The sequence below is a fragment of the Arthrobacter sp. zg-Y1110 genome (assembly GCF_025244865.1).
GTDB lineage: Bacteria > Actinomycetota > Actinomycetes > Actinomycetales > Micrococcaceae > Arthrobacter_B.
This window is the reverse complement of the sequence record NZ_CP104272.1, coordinates 1,661,075-1,676,919: the sequence shown is the minus strand read 5'-3', so window position 1 is coordinate 1,676,919 and position 15,845 is coordinate 1,661,075. Positions and strand designations below refer to the sequence as shown.

Below are 15,845 nucleotides of genomic sequence, written 5' to 3'. Positions count from 1 at the left end.
CTTACTCCGGTGCTAGGAAGCCAGCGCCGGGATCTTCATGCCGTGCATGGTGACCAGCAGGTCGCGGGCGAACTCAGCCTGACGGCGCGTTTCGGCCTCGTCCCAGCCCAGCTGCGGGGCCAGCAGGTCCGCCAGCTCGGTCAGCATGTCCTCGGACACCAGGCCGCGGAAGGCCAGCGAGGTGCGGCGGATCAGGATGTCGGCGAGCTGCGTGATCTGCTCGTTTTCCACCATGTAGGTCAGCTCGCGGGTGCTGAGCTCGTTGGTGGAGGCCAGCAGCTGGTCCCCGCCCTGGGACAGGAACTCCAGGACGTCGACGGCGCGGGTGCCGTAGCGGGTCAGTAGGACGCGGACGCGGTCCCGGTCGGCCACGTCAGAGGCCATGCGGTTGACCCACAGACGCTCTTCAGCCTCGGTGCGCGGGAAGTCCTTGCCGCCGCCGATCTGCAGTTCCGCCGTCGTCGTCTTCCGCGGCATGCCGAGGGCGGTCATCGCCTCGGTGGCCAGGGTCTCGGACAGGGCGCGGAAGGTGGTCCACTTGCCGCCGACCAGCGACAGGCTCGTGACGTTCTTGCCGGCGCGGTTGTCCGTACGCTTTTCCACGCGGTAGTCGCGGGACACGAAGCCGGGCTGCGTGTCGTCGTGCTTCGGCAGCGGGCGGACACCCGAGAAGGTGTAGACAATGTGGTCGCGGCGTACGTCGACGGTCGGGAAGACGTGCGCGATCAGTTCGAAGAAGTACTCGATTTCCTCGTCCGTGCAGACCGATGCTTCGTTGATGTCGGCGTCGATGTCCGTGGTGCCCACCAGGACGCGGTCACCCATCGGGTAGATCAGGACGATGCGGCCGTCGGTGTGCTCGAAGAACATTTCACGGCCGGCGCAGGCTTCCAGCAGTTCCGGGTGGTCCAGGACGATGTGCGAGCCCTTGGTGCCGCCCATGAAGCTGGTGCGCTTGCCGAAGGAATCGTTGGTCTCGTCCACCCAGGCGCCGGTGGCGTTGATGACGACGTCGGCGTCGAAAACGAATTCTTCGCCGGTGATCTCATCGCGCAGCACGGTGCCGGCGTCGGTGGTGCCGACGGCGCTGACGTAGTTGCTGGCCCGGGACTGCGGGTTGGCCTCGAGGCCGTCGCGCAGCACGTCGAGGGTGAGGCGCTCGGGGTTGTGCACCGAGGCGTCAAAGTACGTGGCGGTGTACTTTACGTCCGGGCGCAGCTTCGGCAGTTCCTGCAGGGACTTCTTCTTGCCGACGAAGTTGTGCTTGGGGGCCACGCGGCCGCCGCGGGAGAAGAAGTCATACATCAGCAGGCCGGCCTTGATCAGCACGGCGCCGCGCTCGGTGTGCTTGCCCTGCTTGTGCGTCAGGAAACGCAGCGGGGCAGCAGTGATGCCCGAGAAGGTGGTGGTGATGGGGATGGTGGTCTGCAGCGGCTTGACGTAGTGCGGGGCCAGGCGGAGCAGGGCGTTGCGCTCGACGACGGACTCGTGCACGAGGCGGAACTCACCGTTCTCCAGGTAGCGGATGCCGCCATGGATCATGTGCGAAGACGCACCCGACGCGCCCTGGCAGTAATCACCGCGCTCTACGAGAGCTACGTCCACGCCCTGCAGCGACAGGTCACGGAAGGTGCCGACGCCGTTGATGCCGCCGCCGATGATCAGCACCGAGGCCTTGGGCCGGTCCTTCAGCTGCTGTACCACCGGACGGGTCCGGGCGGCGGTCTTTGCCTTGCTGGGGTTCACCGAATTGTCCACGTATATCTCCAAACGCTTCTGTGGCTGCATTGCCATATCTACTCAATGGTCGAAGCCTGCGGCTCCCGGGGCCAACCAATGCACATACGTGCACCCTGCGATAATGGATTCATGGAGTACACAACCGTGTCGATGGACAGCAAATGAACATTGGTGTCAGTGGCCGGTTCCCGGATGCCCCCGGTACCGGACCTGCGGCGAATGAGAAGGAAAGCCGCGACCGGGATGCCCTCCGGGCCGCGCAGATGTATTACCTGCAGAGCCTGACCATGGAGGCGATCGCCCGGGAACTTCGGATTTCCCGTTCCACCGTTTCCCGGCTGCTCTCATACGCGCGCAGCACCGGGCTGGTCCGGATCGAGATCCGCAACCCGTCGGACCGGGCCCCGGCGCTGGAACAGGAGATTGCCTCCCGCTTCCGCATCCAGGCCCACGTGGTTCCGGTGGCCGAAACCGTCTCCCCCGCCCAGGCCCTGCAGCGGGTCGCCGTGCAGGCGGCGCACCTGATCGGTCCGCTCATCGATTCGGATGCGATCATCGGCGTCGCGTGGGGCTCGACCCTGACGGCAGTGAGCCAGCACCTGCCGATCAAGAACACCCATGACAGCACGATCGTGCAGATGAACGGGGCCGGGAATTTCCGCACATCGGGCATCACCTACGCCAGTGAAATCCTGCAGCGCTTCGGCCACGCCTACGGCGCGCGGGTGGTCCAGTTCCCCGTTCCGGCGTTCTTCGACCACGCCGAAACCAAGGAAGCGATGTGGCGGGAACGTCCGGTCCGCCGGGTGCTGGATCTGCAGGCCCGCATGAACACGGCGATCTTCGGCGTGGGTTCCATGGAGGCGGGCGTGACAAGCCACGTCTACAACGGCGCCTACCTTGACGAGGAAGACCTGAACGAGCTCATGTCCGAAGGGGTAGTGGGCGACGTCGCCACCATGTTCTACCGGGCGGACGGTACCTGGGACGGGATCAAGCTCAACCACCGCAGCACCGGCCCTGACCTGTCTACGCTGCGGCAGGTCCCGCGCCGGATCTGTGTGGTGGCCGGGGAAACCAAGACCACCAGCCTGCTTGGCGCGCTGCGTGCCGGCCTGGTCACGGACCTGATTCTGGACGAAAACTCCGCCCGGCGGTTGGCCTTCTCCTAACCCTTGTATCCTGCAGGAGCCTTGTACAGCCCGATCAGGAGGCATCCGCATGGACAACGAACCCGCCCGACGGCTCCAGGAACTGCAGGCCGGGACCGACGCCGGGACCGCGCTGGAGTACTTTGATTCCCTGCCGCCGGTGCAGGTGCCTGAGCTGTTCGGCTCCTGGCACGGAACGGAGGTACCAACCGGTCACCGGCTCGACGGCCTGCTGGAACCGCTGGGCTGGCATGGGAAACGGTTCGACGGCGACGAGGAGGTCTTCCCGCTGGTCTTCGCCGGAGCCGGCGGTGGCGTGTTCAACGTGAATCCGGCGTTGGTTCCGCTTTCGGCTGTGCTGCGTTTCGGCCCTTTGCTGCGGAAGCCCGAGCTGCTGGCGCAGGTCCGTCCGGCTCTGCGTCTGGCGCGGACGCGGCGGCCGGGCGCGCGGCTCCGGATGACCGAGTACCGGGGCGTGTCCAGCGCGACCATGATCTATGACGCCCTCCCGGTCCTGGATGTGTTCCGCCGGGTCGATGCCGGAACGGTGCTGGGTGCGATGGACCTGCGTGGTCCCGGGGCTCCGTTCTTTTTCGTGCTGCGCAGGGGCTAGGTGGCTGCCGGCCGGTTTCCATGCCGCAGGGCGTCCCAGACTTTGGGACGGAAGTAACCTCAGGTGATCCCACCAGTAACACCGGCACCACCGGGTGGGATGCTGTGCTGTGCTGGCAGAGCACCTATTGGCAGAGCTGCGTGCCCGGATCGACTGGGATGGCTTCAATAACCTTGCCGGTGGAGGTGTCGATCACTACGGCTGAATCTTTGGGCCAGGTTTCGTCGGGGACGGGCTGGTAGCTGACATCGGACACGGCGGTGGGCTTGCCGGCGTCGTTCCGGCTGCGGTTGAAGGCGTCGACGGTCTTGCCCGTGTTGGTGTCAACGGTGACCGTTTCCTCCGGCAGGCCGGTCGAATCACCGGACACCGGCGTGGAATTCCACCAACCGTCGAAGCCGCCCACGCATGCGGGTTCTTCGTTTGCGTCGCGCGCGCTAGTGGGGCCGCTGCTGCCGCAGCCGGATAGCACGGCGCCCAGTACCAGCAGGCCCGCAATCGCCGTCTTCTTCATGTTTGAGCCTCCCCCAGATGATCCGGGGGAAGCCTAGCAGGCAGCGTCGGCTGTCAGGCTTATCCGGGCATGCTCCGTACCGGATGAGCCGCATCACCCGTCATCTGCTCACTAGATGCCGCTCCGGACATTCACAGTGCAGTAAATGCTGCCTGCCGACTGGCCAGGGGACATCTACTGCACTATCAATCAGGCTGAGCCCCTCACTGACAGCAGAGCGTCCCACCAAATTGTGCCGCTGTTGCTGCTGGGACAACAGAGGCCATGCCTGTCACACCGAGTGGGAAACCGTGCTGTGCCGGGCCGGGCCCGCCTGGACGTCGGCACTGATAGGCCGCCGTACCGGATGAGCAGATTACCCCGGTCACTTCGCGAGCATCGCCACCGAGCGGTTCCAGAGACCCAAAGCCAGCGCGGCATCCCCGGCCTGCTTGTTGGGCTTGGCCACCTTGCTCCGGACAAAGTACTTGCCGGTCGGATAATCCGTTCCCGGGGTTCCCTCCGCCAGGAACACCAGTGTCCGGGCACCCTTTTCCGGCGTCGGAAGGAGCCTGCGCAGCAGCGGCGACTGGTAGACCGCACGCATTGCCGAGCCCTCGGCGCTGGAAAAGCTCGACCCGATCACACCCGGGTGGAAGGCAGTGGAAGTTGCCCCGTGCGAACGGTACCGGCGGTCAAACTCCTCCGCGAACAGGATCTGTTCCAGTTTGGCGTTCCCGTAGGCCTTGCTGGGGTTGTACCCGTTTTCGTTCTCCAGATCGTCCAGGTCCACGTCGCCAAACAACCGGTTGGCCATGCTGGAAGTGTTGATCACCGTGCCGCCGGATTCAATGAGCCGGTCCGTCAGCAGCTGGGTGAGCAGGAACGGCGCCAGGTAGTTCACCTGGAAGGTCATCTCGTGTCCGTCCTCGGTGACCTGGCGGACATTGCCGAAAACCGCTCCGGCGTTGTTGGCCAGGACGTCGATATGCGGATAACGCTGCAGCAGTTCCGAAGCCAGGGTACGCACGCTGCCCAGGTCCGCGAAGTCGGCCAGGAAATACTCGCCGCCCGTGTCCTTGGCGACAGCGGCGGTCTTCTCCGGCGACCGTCCCACAACCACTACGTGATGCCCGTTCTTGGTGAGCTGTCTGGCAGCGGCCGCACCGATTCCGTCACTGGCACCGGTGATCACGATGGTTTTGGGCGACACGAAAGCCTGCTTTCCTCAGAGGTGCGGCTGCCGGCGGCAACAACAGCTCCCACCTTAGCCGCGCGTGCCGCGGACACGGTAGGCGTGCCCGCGGCGCCGCATTTCCAAGTCACAGTTCCTGCCGTGCCCGGGCCAGTCCGGCTGCCGGTGACCCGCCAAACCGCTGCCGGCAGGCGGCCAGGAAAGCGGTAAACACGGCAACTGCGGACACCGTGTTAAAGCCCATCCGGGAGCGCCAGTGCCAGGTCTGAAACTCCTTGGCGACCTGCTGTAGGTATTGGACGGAATGTACTGCCGGACCTTCAACGAACATGATGTCGTTGCGGGGCCAGAAGTACAGCACCGAGACCGCGCCCTCAGCCGCAGTCATTGCGAGTCCGAGCAGCACTAGCCACCGGACGCGAGGCCAGTGCCAGCAGAGCACCAAAGCTGCTACCCCAAGGATCAACGAAGCCATCCCGAGCGGCGGGAAGAAGTCGGACGGACCGCTCACGGCAAGGAAATCCATCGTTGTGTCCAGGGATGCAGGCGGATCATGGAAAACATTCGGATAGACCATAAGCGTCTCCAAGACAATGGCACCAAACAGTGTCATCACCACCCACAGATAGGCAATCAGGACTGGAAACGCCAGCCGGCTACGTAGGGTGTTCATGGGGTACTCCTTGGATCAGTGACAGGTAATACCGGGCAGTCAGCGGCCCGCAGGCCGGAGGTACTGCACGGCCAGGGCGAGCAGGCCAGCGCCTGCACCCCAGATCGTGTTGATCACCAAAATCGGGATGATGGCAATCGGCAGGGCCACAGGACCCTGCAGGGATCCGGTCAGCAGGATGGAAACGACCGCACTGATCGGAATGATGTAAAGCCCGTAGGTGAGACCGGCCAGCAGCAGGGTCAGTACCGGCCGCCGGACCCGGCCGAGGCCAACTATGCCCACCCAGACCAGGGTGACCAGTCCGGTCAGCACCCACTGTCCGCCGGGTAGGTCGAACCCGGAGATCCGCATCAAGGGTCGGATCAGCCCAATGGCAGCAAGTCCCAGGACCAGTTTCACGCTGAGTCCCGGACGCACCGGCGGGGACGTTCGCATTGGAGATGTCATGGCACCGACGCTACGGACAGCGCCCCGCCGGCCGCATCGGCCCCAAAGCGTGAGTTGGGCCGCTCCGTACCGAGCTTCCGATCGCTCCCAGGCGACTCCGTTGTCGCCTGCATGCGGATCCCGTCTGGGCTGGTTCTGCCTACCATGGAGCCATGCCTGCAACAGTGGCAGCCCGGCCTTCGTTCCCTGATGCCAGCGTCGATCCACGACTGGTCGACGCCGTCCTTGCCGCCGCGATGGGCGCGGTGGTTGCCCTGGCTGTCGCGGCGGATCTTGAGGGTACCGGCCGCGCCGGCCCCGCCACCTACCTCTTTGCCGCCGGGCTGGGTGCTCTGCTGCTCCTTCGGCGGCGCCTGCCGCGGGTGGTGCTGGTGCTCACCGTCTTCGGGATTTTCTCCTATTACATCTTTGATCTGCCGCCTATCGGCCTCGCGTTACCAGCGGTTGCAGCCCTCTTTTCGGCCGCTGAACGCGCGCATACCCGCGCAGCCGTTGCCGCCGCGGCGGCGCTGGTGGTGGTCGCCGCCTACTTCCGGGTGGAGGAGGGACTGCCGGGCAGTTACTTGTTCAGCTATGACCTGCTGACCGACGTAGCCCTGGCGGCAGCGGCCATCGCACTGGGAGTCAGCGTCCGGGCCCGGGGAGAAACCCGCAGGCACCAGGAGCGGCTCCGTTCGCTGGCGGCGGCCGAGGAGCGGAACGAAGCACGCCGGCGGCTGGAGTCTGAGCGCGTGGGCATCGCCCGCGACCTGCACGACACGGTGGGCCACGCGCTGTCCGTCATCGCAGTGCACAGCAATGTGGCTGCCGAAGCCCTGGGCCGGGACAACGACGCCGCCGCACAGGCACTCGGGCAGATCCAGGCCGCTTCCTCGGCCACCCTGCGCGAACTGCGCAATACCGTGAAGATACTGCGCTCCCCTGCCTCCGGACCGGCCGAACGGGACGGGTTGGGACTGTCGGGACTTCCGCAGCTGGTGGCCCGCGCACGGGAGGTGGGCCTCGACGTGTCCGCCGACGTGGACGTCGCCGCCGGAGCACTGGACGCCGGGGTCGACGCCGCCGCGTACCGCATCGTCCAGGAGTCGCTGACGAACGTCCTGCGGCACGCCGGCGCCCGGCATGCGTGGGTATCGGCCCGTTTGCGGGACGGCATGCTGGAGCTGTCGATTACCGACGACGGCGTGCGGCAGGGCGGTGCCGGCCCCGGCCGCGGCCTGCAGGGCATGGCCGAACGCGCGGGGCTGCTCGGCGGCCGGTTTTCTGCCGGCGCCCGGTCCGGCGGCGGTTTCGAAGTCCGTGCCACCCTGCCCGGAGCACTGTCGCCGTGATCCGGGTTGTAGTGGTCGATGACCAGGAGCTGGTGCGCACCGGCCTCCGGGCACTGGCGGAGCGGGAAACGGACATCGCCGTCGTCGCCGAAGCAGCGAACGGCCGCACGGGCGTGGAGCGGGTACGGGAACAGCTCCCGGACGTGGTGCTGATGGATATCCGGATGCCGGAGATGGACGGACTGGAAGCAACCCGGATCATTGTGGCGGATCCTGCCCTCCGTGAGGTGCGGGTCCTCGTGCTGACGACCTTCGGCGAAGATGAGCACGTGTTCGATGCCATCCGATCGGGCGCTGCCGGTTACCTGCTCAAGGATGTCTCCCCGTCGGAGCTGCGCCGTGCCATCCGCGTGGTGGCCGACGGGGAGGCGCTGCTGTCCCCGGTGGTGACCCGTACGGTGCTCAGCAGCATCGCGGCCTCTCTCCCGCCGGCCTCACTCGATGCCTCCCGTCTGGCCGGTCTGAGTGAACGCGAGCAGGAAGTCCTGGGCCAGGTGGGCCGCGGACTGTCGAACGCGGAAATCGGTGCCGCCCTATTCCTGTCGCCGGCCACCGCCCGAACCTATGTGTCCCGGCTGCTTGCGAAGCTGGGCGCCCGGGACCGGGCCCAGCTGGTGGTGATTGCGTACGAAACCGGGCTGGTGGTTCCGGGCGGCTGACCACCTTCGCGGACCCGACCCCTAACCCTGCAGCCGCACCAGCTTGTCCGGGTTGCGCACCGCGTACACCGCCTGCACCTGGCCATCCACGAGTTCCAGTTGGAAGACGGTAGTCACCGCCCCCTCTTCACGGAACGCGACCGCCGGCAGGCCGTTCAGCTCAATGAACTCGGGGACGGCCCCCGCACCGTACTTGTCCGCCAGCCCGATCATCAACCGTGCCACCTTCTCCGGGCCGTAAACCGGCCGAAGCGCGGCACTGACCTTACCGCCGCCGTCGGATACCAGGACCACGTCCGGAGCCAGCACGTCCAGCAGGGACTGAATCTGCCCGGTCAGGGTGGCGGCCAGGAAACGTTCGACGGCGGCGCGGTGCTCGCCCGAGTCGGGCACCGTCCGGGGTGTGCCGGACCGCAGCCGGGTACGTGCCCGGTGAACCGTCTGCCGCACGGCGGGCTCGCCGATGTCCAGGGTCGCCGCAATTTCGGGATAACCGAAGCCGAAGACCTCGTGCAGGATGAACGCGGCCCGCTCCGGACCGCTGAGGGTCTGCAGCAGTACCAGCATGGCCGTTGAAACCTCGCTGGCTGTCAGGGCCGCCGCCTCCGGATCCGCCGGCAGCCGTGCCGGGCCGGTAGGCAGCGGTTCGGGCAGCCATTCACCCGGATAGTCCTCCCTCCGCCGGGACGCTGTGCGGAGGGAATTCAGCGCCTGGCGTGAGGCGATCCGCGCCAGGTACGCCCGCGGGTTTTCCACCTGCTCCGCTACCGCCCGCCACCGCAGATAGGTCTCCTGCACAACGTCCTCGGCGTCGGTTACGGTGCCGAGGACGTTGTAGGCAATGGTGAAGACCATCCCTCGGTGCTTCAGGAACTGGGAGTCACGGCTCAACCGGACCCCGCTCAGCTCCGTGCCACCGGCGCCGTCGCCGTCGTCGCCTTGCCCGCCTGCGGACCTGTTGGCCATGTGTACGCTCCGCTTCGTTTCGCTTCGCCGCGGATCCACCGCAGTGTCATCCGGCAGATGATTTCCTTCTGGACGGCCGCCGTCCTGCCGTGCAGGTGGAAGCGGGTGGCAGAATCGTCGGCAGACAGGAATTGAACCGCTCCGTCACTGCGGCCCAGACTAATGCACAGACCGCGGAATCCGCTGTCGTGCCGAAGTTCCGCCTCACCGTCCATGGCGCAGAGGATGTTTCCTGCCGCGTCGGCTCCCATCGGCAGAGCCGCCGCGCAGCACATCCGCAGGTAGTCGTAGAACGGGTCGTCAATCACGGCCGCGTCGCCGGCGCCATAGATACGGTCCTGGCCGCGTACCCGCAGGGTCGGATCCAGGCTCAGCCGGCCGACGTTGTTCACCGGAAGTCCGCTTGCCGCAGCCAGGCCCGGCACGCCGAAGCCGGCGCACCAGAGCACGACGTCGGCGCCCAGGCCGGTGCGGACGTCACCGTCGGCAGGCACCGGCGTCCCGCTGTGCAGTTTTACTCCTGCCCGGCGCAGGCTTTTCTCCACGGACCGGCGGGTCTGCGTGCCCAGCCGTGGCACCACTGGACCGGCGCTGTGCAGGCTCACCTGTAGGTGTTCGAAGTTCCTGGCGGTCTCCGCGGCTGTCTCGACGGCGGTCAGCCCGCCGCCCACCACGGCCACGCGGGCCCCGGCGGGCAGGGCAGCCAACTCGCTGCGTGCCGCCGCGGCTCCTTCCAGCTGTTCGATCCGGAGAGCGCCGTCCGGTGCCGTTCCCGCGGCCGAGCCCACGGCGTAGACCAGATAGTCGTAGCCCGCTTCTGCTCCCCCGGCCAGTTGAACCGTCCGCCGGTCCGGCCGGATCTCCACTGCTGAATCGGAGATCCGCCGCACGCCCTGATGCAGGATCGAAGCGAAATCGACGGTGGCGTCGGCACGGGTTCCGGCAGTGTATTCATGCAACCGGATCCGCTCCACGAACCGGAGCTCCGGCGTGACCAGGACGACGTCGAGCCCCGGCCGGCCGTTGGCCGCCAACCGGTTCGCCGCCATTACCCCTGCGTATCCCCCGCCCAGAATGACTGCTGTGGTGCCCATGAGTGCACTCCCTGCTTAACGCGTCTCATCATCCGGCTTCCGCGCCGGCTGAACATGGGACACCGCCCGGGGAGGGTTTGTGACCGGTTGCGGAGAAATCAGTCGGGCCGGACGTGTGCCGCGCCCGCAATCTCCTGCAGCGCCAGCACATGCGAGTCAAAGCTCTTCCTGCCGGCGGGCGTGAGTGCCACCCAGGTGATCCGGCGGGCGTCCCGACGCGCCGGTGACGTCGTCTTGGCCAGGCGCACATAGCCGGCCTCCGTGAGGATTTTCAGTTGCTTCGAAAGCGTGGCATCGGAAACCCCCAGGGTGTCCCGGAGGACGGCGAAGTCCATCTCCTCCAGCGGGCGCAGCAGCCCGCAGATCCGCAGCCGCGTCGGCGGGTGCACAACCTCGTCAAACCGGGGCTCAGGCATGCGGAACCGCGCGGAGCTGGTCAACAGCGGCCCGGAACGCGACTCCGGCGAGCCCGTAAACCGCCGCGAACGCCGCAAGGCTGGTGATCATCACCGCCCAGTCGAGTCCCAGCGACACCAGGCCCAGACTCACGGAAAAAAGAAACAGGCAGACCAGCGCAGCCAGGGCGATTGCTCCGTTCGCCCGCGCACCCAGCCTGCGGAACTTCAACCCGGTGTCACGGCGGATCAAGTGCAGGATGACGAACAGCAGTCCCACGAGCAGCCACGGCCAGGACGGCGATTGATAGTCGGCTCCGGGCCGGGCGTCCAGTGCCGCCGCCACCCAGCAGGCAGCCAGTGCACCGATGGCTGCCACCAGTGCACGGGGAGGAGTGACGCCTGCTGCCAAGGTGTCGCGGTCGGCGGTCAGGTTCCGGAGATTTTCAGCAGCCTCGTTCGGATCGCGCAAGTTACTTTCCATGCTGGAAAGAGTATTGCCCGGCAACTCCGGCGTCAACGTTGAGGACGAGATTAGGGCAAGGGTTCGTGTGCAGGCTTCGAAGGCGGGGCCGGCGGCTTCGGCGGGGCCGGCGGGTGGTACAGCCCGGCGTACTCCTCCAGCGTGATGCCGGCGTCGTGGATCTTCCCGGCCGCGTCAGGGCCCAGATAACGCAGGTGCCACGGCTCGTAGGCGTAGCCGGTAATGGTCTCGGCACCTGCGGGATAGCGGATGATGAAGCCGTACAGGTGGGCATTCGCAGCGGCCCATGCGCCTGCGCCGGTCCCCTCGAAGCAGGCCTGCAGCGAGCACGCGCCGTCGGCAGCACCGATATCCACGGCCAGTCCGGTCTGGTGTTCGCTGTGGCCGGGCCGTGCCGAAATCGATTCCGCCAGCGCGGAGCCGTAGCGTCCGGTGTAGGCATCGTGCAGCCGGGACTGGGCTTCTGCGGTCCGGAAACCGCTCACCGCGTCAATCACGACGCCCGCGGCCGCGGCGTCGTTCTTCAGCTGGACGAACGCGTCCGCTGCTTCCCGGCGCAGCGGAACACCGCCGGCGTCAACCACGTCCTGCGGCAGATAGCCGGGGTCACCGAGGGGGCGCTCCTTGTTCACAACCACTGAGACGCTGCCGGGAGAATCGAAATCCTGTCCGGGCGGTGCCGTGAAGGCGGACACCGGCTGGTCCACGGAAAAGAGGTAGGCCAGCAGTCCGAGGCACACGCAACCGAGGATAGCGATGTGCGTGGTGATGTGCTGGCGCGGCATTGTCTTTCCCTCCCCTTCCACTTTCCCATAGCGGCGGCCGGTCCGGGAGGATCGACGCGTACGTTCGACTCTTCGCCTCCGGTCACGCGCAGTCGGCGGAAAATGCCCAAAAATGCTGCATCGATAAACCTTGTTTCCCCTAAAACCTAACGGTAAATTTAGGCGGCCGCTTCCATTTTCGTACCGCAGCGCCGAAGGGACCATCATCAGCGACGCCCAGAGAAACAGCTCCACATTGACCGTCCTTTGGACAATCCAAGCTCTTCTCGCAATAGTCGGTTCCGCGTCCTCGCTGGCCGTTTCCCTGGTCCTCTTTGAAGACACCGCCAGTGCCGCGGTGCTGGCCGTTTCCACGTTCCTGGGATCGGCAGCCGCCATCTATCTGGCCCCGTTGATCGGCGGGCTGACCGACCTCCTTTCCCGCCGTACAGCCATCTGCGCGGTCAACATCACCAATGCCGGCGCCATGGCGGCCATGGCCTGGGCAACCATCATCCACAGCACGGCGCTGATGCTCGTTTTCGTCTTTGCCACAGCCATCTGTTCCACCGCCCTGGCCCTGACACTGCAGGCCTCTGTGCGGGTGCTGCGTACGGAGAAGGACCTCACCAAGGTCAACGGAATGCTCGGACTCATCGATTCGGCACCGGTGCTGCTCGGGCCGGTGCTGGGGGCTGTCCTGTATTCGCTCGGGATGCCCGTCGCGGTCTTTCTGGCCGACGCGGTATTGAGCGTTGCGGGGGCGGCGCTCGTACTGCTGCTCGCCTGGCCGGCAAAGGAAACCCGGGCACGGAATGTGCAGTATTTCGGCGGCAATGTGAAGGCCCGTTTCCGGTTCATCAATGAGCGCCGTGATTTACTGCGCCTACAACTCGCCTTTGCGGTCTACAACTTTGCGGGCGGCCTCTGTGTACCGGTGGTAATTGTTTTTATCCTCTCCTTCCCGGGCACCGGGACCCCGGAATGGAATCTTTCGGCAAGCAATATCGCCAGTGCACTGGGGCTGATGGCCGGCGCTGCCCTGGTGGCGCGGTTCGGCACCTCGGTCTCCCGGGCCAACCTCGTGTGCGGCTCAACGTTCCTGGGGTCACTGTTCGGCCGCGCGCTGGTGGTGGTGGCTCCCACGCTCTGGCTGGTCGTCCCGGGAATGTTTCTCCGGAATGCGATGGTGCAGGTGACCAATGCCCCGCTGTCGGCACTGTGGCAGGAACGGACCCCGGTTCAGATCCAGGGCATCGTCTTCGGCTGCCGGCGGCTGCTCGGCCAGGGCCTCTTCCCGGTGGCAGTCCTGCTGGGCGGCGTGCTGGTGGATGTGCTGGCGACGGTGGATGGCATGAACCAGCTAAGTGCCGCCAAGGCGGTGCTCATCATTGGCGGAGCACTCGAAATCGGCTGCATTGCGTACATTCGCTTTTCCCGGACAAGCAGGGTCTTCGAACCGGTAAAGGCCGAGCAGCCGGCGTCGGCGTGAGGTTCGCTTAAACAGCCAGGGGCCGCTGCAGCGCAGCGGCCCCTGGCGTACTTTCGACGTGGGTCAGACGTTTGCGGGAACCCGTTCCGGCTCAGCCGGGGCATCGGCGTCGACCGGGTGCCCCTCGGTGCGCGGCGGCTTGAAGTGGTCGATGACGGCCACTACGGCCAGCGAGGCCGCGCCCCAGATGCCGAGGGTCAGCAGGTGGGACCAGACGGTATCCGAGCCGAAGTACAGGATCGAGCGGATTGACTCGACGGCGGCCGGCATCGGCAGCACCTCGTGGAGGAAACGGAAGATTTCCGGTTCCATGTAGATGGACATCGCCGCTCCGGAGGCAGGTACGCCGAGGAACATCAGGATGCCGATCGTCGGGAGGATCGCCAGCATCCCCATGAACCGTTCGAAGACCGTGGTGAACATGGCGACGCAGAAGATGGCCACGGCGCCGGCACCCCAGAGCGGCAGGAAGTGCCCGTCAATCGCGCCGACGAAGACGTCGGCAATGACCCAGAGGAAGGCCGACATGCCGACGGCCCAGGCCGCAACGATGGGGAGCAGCATGCGCAGCGGACGGCTGGCCGGAGCCGCCGTCGAGCCGACCACGATGATCATGAACCCGGCCATGATCCAGCCCATGGCCAGGTACATGGTGGCCATGCCCATGGAGTCCGAATCCTTCAGCGGGGCAACATTGTCATGTGCCATTTCCATTTGCTGTCCCGCGGAGACCTGCCCGAACACCGAGGTGAGCACCTGCTGCTGGCTCATACCGCCGGCCTCGTTGGTGATCAGCGTAGCGGTGGGGGTTTCGGCCGAAGGCAGGATGTAGGCGCCGACAACCGTACGGTCCCGGACCTGGTCGCGGGCGTCGTCGGCGTTATCCATCGGACGCAGGTCAAAGAGCCCGGACATGTTTTCGTCGAGTCCGGATACTGCCTGCTCCGCCTGTTCCGCGGTGGAGCCGACGACGGCGACGGGCATGTCCCGCGGCGTCGGCTCGTACATTGCGCCCAGCATGAACGAGAGCATCATCGTGACCATCGCCAGCGGGAAGAAGGCCAAGGTGCCGTAGCGCCAGCGGCGGGTCTTCGGGCGCGGCCCGCCGTGCAGCGAGGCGACGTTGATTGCCGGCGGAGCCGCGTTCGGCTTGCGGCGGCGCTTGACTGCATCGAGGACGAGGGTGAGCAGCAGGGCCGCCACCGCCCCGATCACGAGCACCAGCAGGTGGGGCCCGGCGCCGTTGCCGTCGAAGTACAGGAACGAACGCAGCGATTCACCGGTGGCGGCCGCGGGCAGGAAGCTGTGGAGGTACGGGTAGAGACCCGGCATGGTGTGGACGGACATGCTCATGTTGGAGGCGGGAACGCCCAGCACCATCAGGAACAGCATGCCGGCAAGGACGGCCATCGGGCCGAGGATCCGGGTGAGGAACAACTGGACGCTGCCGACGGCGAAGACCGTCAGCCAGGAGATCCCCAGCACGGCGACGGAGTGTCCCTCGACGACGCCGAGCATCGGACCCGTCACGGCCCAGACGAGTCCGGCAATCAGTGCGGCCCAGCCGGCAAGCAGGGGAACGAAGCGGCGGAAGCGAAGCAACTCGGGTGAGTTGGAAAGGACCAGGCTCAATGGCATGTAACCGGCCAGCATCAGGGCCGTGGTCAGGAACATTGCACCCAGCCCGGCCATGTCATGGTCCGGCAGCGGGGCGAGGTCCTCGGCCTGCAGGGCCAGTCCCTGTCCGAGGACCTGCGGGGCCAGCAGTGCCGTGACGGTGCTGGACTGCGAGGCGCCGGCAGCACTTGCGGTATAGACCGAGGCGGTGCCCTCATTCAGCGACACTGCGCCCGAGACTTCACGGTCCAGGACCAGCTGGCGCGCTTCGGCGTCGGATCCCACCACTCGGACGTCGACGGCGTCGGGATCAGCGGCTTCCAGCGCGTCTGCGAAGCGGTCCGCCTGCGGGCCGGAACCCGTGACCACAATCGGCATGTCGTTCGGCGTAGGCGCGTGCATGGCGGCGAGGTAGCCGCCCACCAGCATGGAAACCATCAGCAGAGGCATCAGGAACATGGCGACATAACGGCCGATCTTCTCGGCCTTTGCCCGCTTGGCCGCGGCAAGGGCCTCGGCGTCCGACGACGGCGCCGGGGTTTCTCCTGCTGGATCCGTATCCGGCGGAGAACCTGGGGATGTCGGGGAAATACTGGTCAAGGACGTGCTCCTGTAGCTGAATTCAAGGGTGATGGTGCGAAGTGCGCGTCGACGCGATAGTCGAAGCGGGGTCTGTGGGACCGACTCGTCAAAATTACGCCATGTGGCGTAAATTGGGTAATTGAAGC

General features: G+C 66.2%; 16 protein-coding genes. 5 read left to right on the top strand and 11 right to left on the bottom strand.

The features are described 5' to 3' along the window. Positions 1-12 precede the first annotated feature (12 nt). Positions 13-1,788, bottom strand: coding sequence for a glycerol-3-phosphate dehydrogenase/oxidase (locus N2K99_RS07830; protein ID WP_374200046.1), 1,776 nt, complete (start codon positions 1,786-1,788; stop codon positions 13-15). Between the two features lie 215 nt (positions 1,789-2,003). On the opposite strand from N2K99_RS07830, the gene N2K99_RS07825 reads away from it, so the two are divergent. Both N2K99_RS07825 and N2K99_RS07820 read left to right on the top strand, forming a co-directional pair. Then, positions 2,004-2,912, top strand: coding sequence for a sugar-binding transcriptional regulator (locus tag N2K99_RS07825; RefSeq protein WP_227922797.1), 909 nt, complete (start codon positions 2,004-2,006; stop codon positions 2,910-2,912). A gap of 49 nt (positions 2,913-2,961) precedes the next feature. Further along, on the top strand, positions 2,962-3,504 hold the full coding sequence (locus N2K99_RS07820; protein ID WP_227933426.1) for a DUF4334 domain-containing protein: 543 nt from the start codon (positions 2,962-2,964) through the stop codon (positions 3,502-3,504). A 124-nt stretch (positions 3,505-3,628) separates the two neighbouring features. On the opposite strand, the gene N2K99_RS07815 is transcribed toward N2K99_RS07820, so the two are convergent. The 4 genes from N2K99_RS07815 to N2K99_RS07800 form a co-directional block, all read right to left on the bottom strand. Then, the gene (locus tag N2K99_RS07815) at positions 3,629-4,018 is read right to left on the bottom strand and encodes a hypothetical protein (protein WP_227933425.1); all 390 of its coding nucleotides are present in this window, start codon (positions 4,016-4,018) and stop codon (positions 3,629-3,631) included. Between the two features lie 364 nt (positions 4,019-4,382). Continuing rightward, the gene (locus N2K99_RS07810) at positions 4,383-5,210 is read right to left on the bottom strand and encodes an SDR family NAD(P)-dependent oxidoreductase (protein WP_227933424.1); all 828 of its coding nucleotides are present in this window, start codon (positions 5,208-5,210) and stop codon (positions 4,383-4,385) included. 109 nt (positions 5,211-5,319) lie between these two features. Further along, positions 5,320-5,865 (bottom strand): hypothetical protein, encoded by a 546-nt coding sequence (locus N2K99_RS07805; RefSeq protein ID WP_227921979.1) that lies wholly within the window; start codon positions 5,863-5,865, stop codon positions 5,320-5,322. Positions 5,866-5,904: 39 nt separating this feature from the next. Continuing rightward, complete coding sequence (locus N2K99_RS07800) at positions 5,905-6,315, bottom strand: hypothetical protein (RefSeq protein WP_227933423.1); 411 nt, start codon at positions 6,313-6,315, stop codon at positions 5,905-5,907. Between the two features lie 152 nt (positions 6,316-6,467). On the opposite strand from N2K99_RS07800, the gene N2K99_RS07795 reads away from it, so the two are divergent. Both N2K99_RS07795 and N2K99_RS07790 read left to right on the top strand, forming a co-directional pair. Then, positions 6,468-7,646, top strand: coding sequence for a sensor histidine kinase (locus N2K99_RS07795; protein ID WP_227933422.1), 1,179 nt, complete (start codon positions 6,468-6,470; stop codon positions 7,644-7,646). Continuing rightward, a complete protein-coding gene (locus tag N2K99_RS07790) occupies positions 7,643-8,305 on the top strand; it encodes a response regulator transcription factor (protein ID WP_227921983.1) in 663 nt (220 codons plus the stop codon). Before N2K99_RS07795 ends, N2K99_RS07790 begins: the two co-directional genes overlap by 4 nt. 21 nt (positions 8,306-8,326) lie before the next feature. On the opposite strand, the gene sigJ is transcribed toward N2K99_RS07790, so the two are convergent. From sigJ to N2K99_RS07765, 5 genes are all read right to left on the bottom strand, one after another. Further along, positions 8,327-9,271 carry an RNA polymerase sigma factor SigJ gene (sigJ, locus tag N2K99_RS07785; RefSeq protein WP_227933421.1) on the bottom strand — a complete coding sequence of 315 codons (945 nt, stop codon included), beginning with the start codon at positions 9,269-9,271 and terminating at the stop codon, positions 8,327-8,329. After that, complete coding sequence (locus tag N2K99_RS07780) at positions 9,208-10,365, bottom strand: NAD(P)/FAD-dependent oxidoreductase (RefSeq protein ID WP_227933420.1); 1,158 nt, start codon at positions 10,363-10,365, stop codon at positions 9,208-9,210. Before N2K99_RS07780 ends, sigJ begins: the two co-directional genes overlap by 64 nt. Before the next feature lie 98 nt (positions 10,366-10,463). Then, the gene (locus N2K99_RS07775) at positions 10,464-10,781 is read right to left on the bottom strand and encodes a transcriptional regulator (protein ID WP_227921987.1); all 318 of its coding nucleotides are present in this window, start codon (positions 10,779-10,781) and stop codon (positions 10,464-10,466) included. Further along, positions 10,774-11,244, bottom strand: coding sequence for a hypothetical protein (locus N2K99_RS07770; RefSeq protein ID WP_227921988.1), 471 nt, complete (start codon positions 11,242-11,244; stop codon positions 10,774-10,776). The genes N2K99_RS07775 and N2K99_RS07770 overlap by 8 nt, the downstream gene beginning before the upstream one ends. A gap of 50 nt (positions 11,245-11,294) precedes the next feature. Continuing rightward, positions 11,295-12,029 (bottom strand): D-alanyl-D-alanine carboxypeptidase family protein, encoded by a 735-nt coding sequence (locus N2K99_RS07765; RefSeq protein ID WP_227933419.1) that lies wholly within the window; start codon positions 12,027-12,029, stop codon positions 11,295-11,297. Between the two features lie 235 nt (positions 12,030-12,264). On the opposite strand from N2K99_RS07765, the gene N2K99_RS07760 reads away from it, so the two are divergent. Further along, on the top strand, positions 12,265-13,500 hold the full coding sequence (locus N2K99_RS07760; protein WP_227933418.1) for an MFS transporter: 1,236 nt from the start codon (positions 12,265-12,267) through the stop codon (positions 13,498-13,500). A 63-nt stretch (positions 13,501-13,563) separates the two neighbouring features. On the opposite strand, the gene N2K99_RS07755 is transcribed toward N2K99_RS07760, so the two are convergent. Further along, positions 13,564-15,717, bottom strand: a complete 2,154-nt coding sequence (locus N2K99_RS07755) for an ABC transporter permease (protein ID WP_227933417.1) — start codon at positions 15,715-15,717, stop codon at positions 13,564-13,566. Positions 15,718-15,845 lie beyond the last annotated feature (128 nt).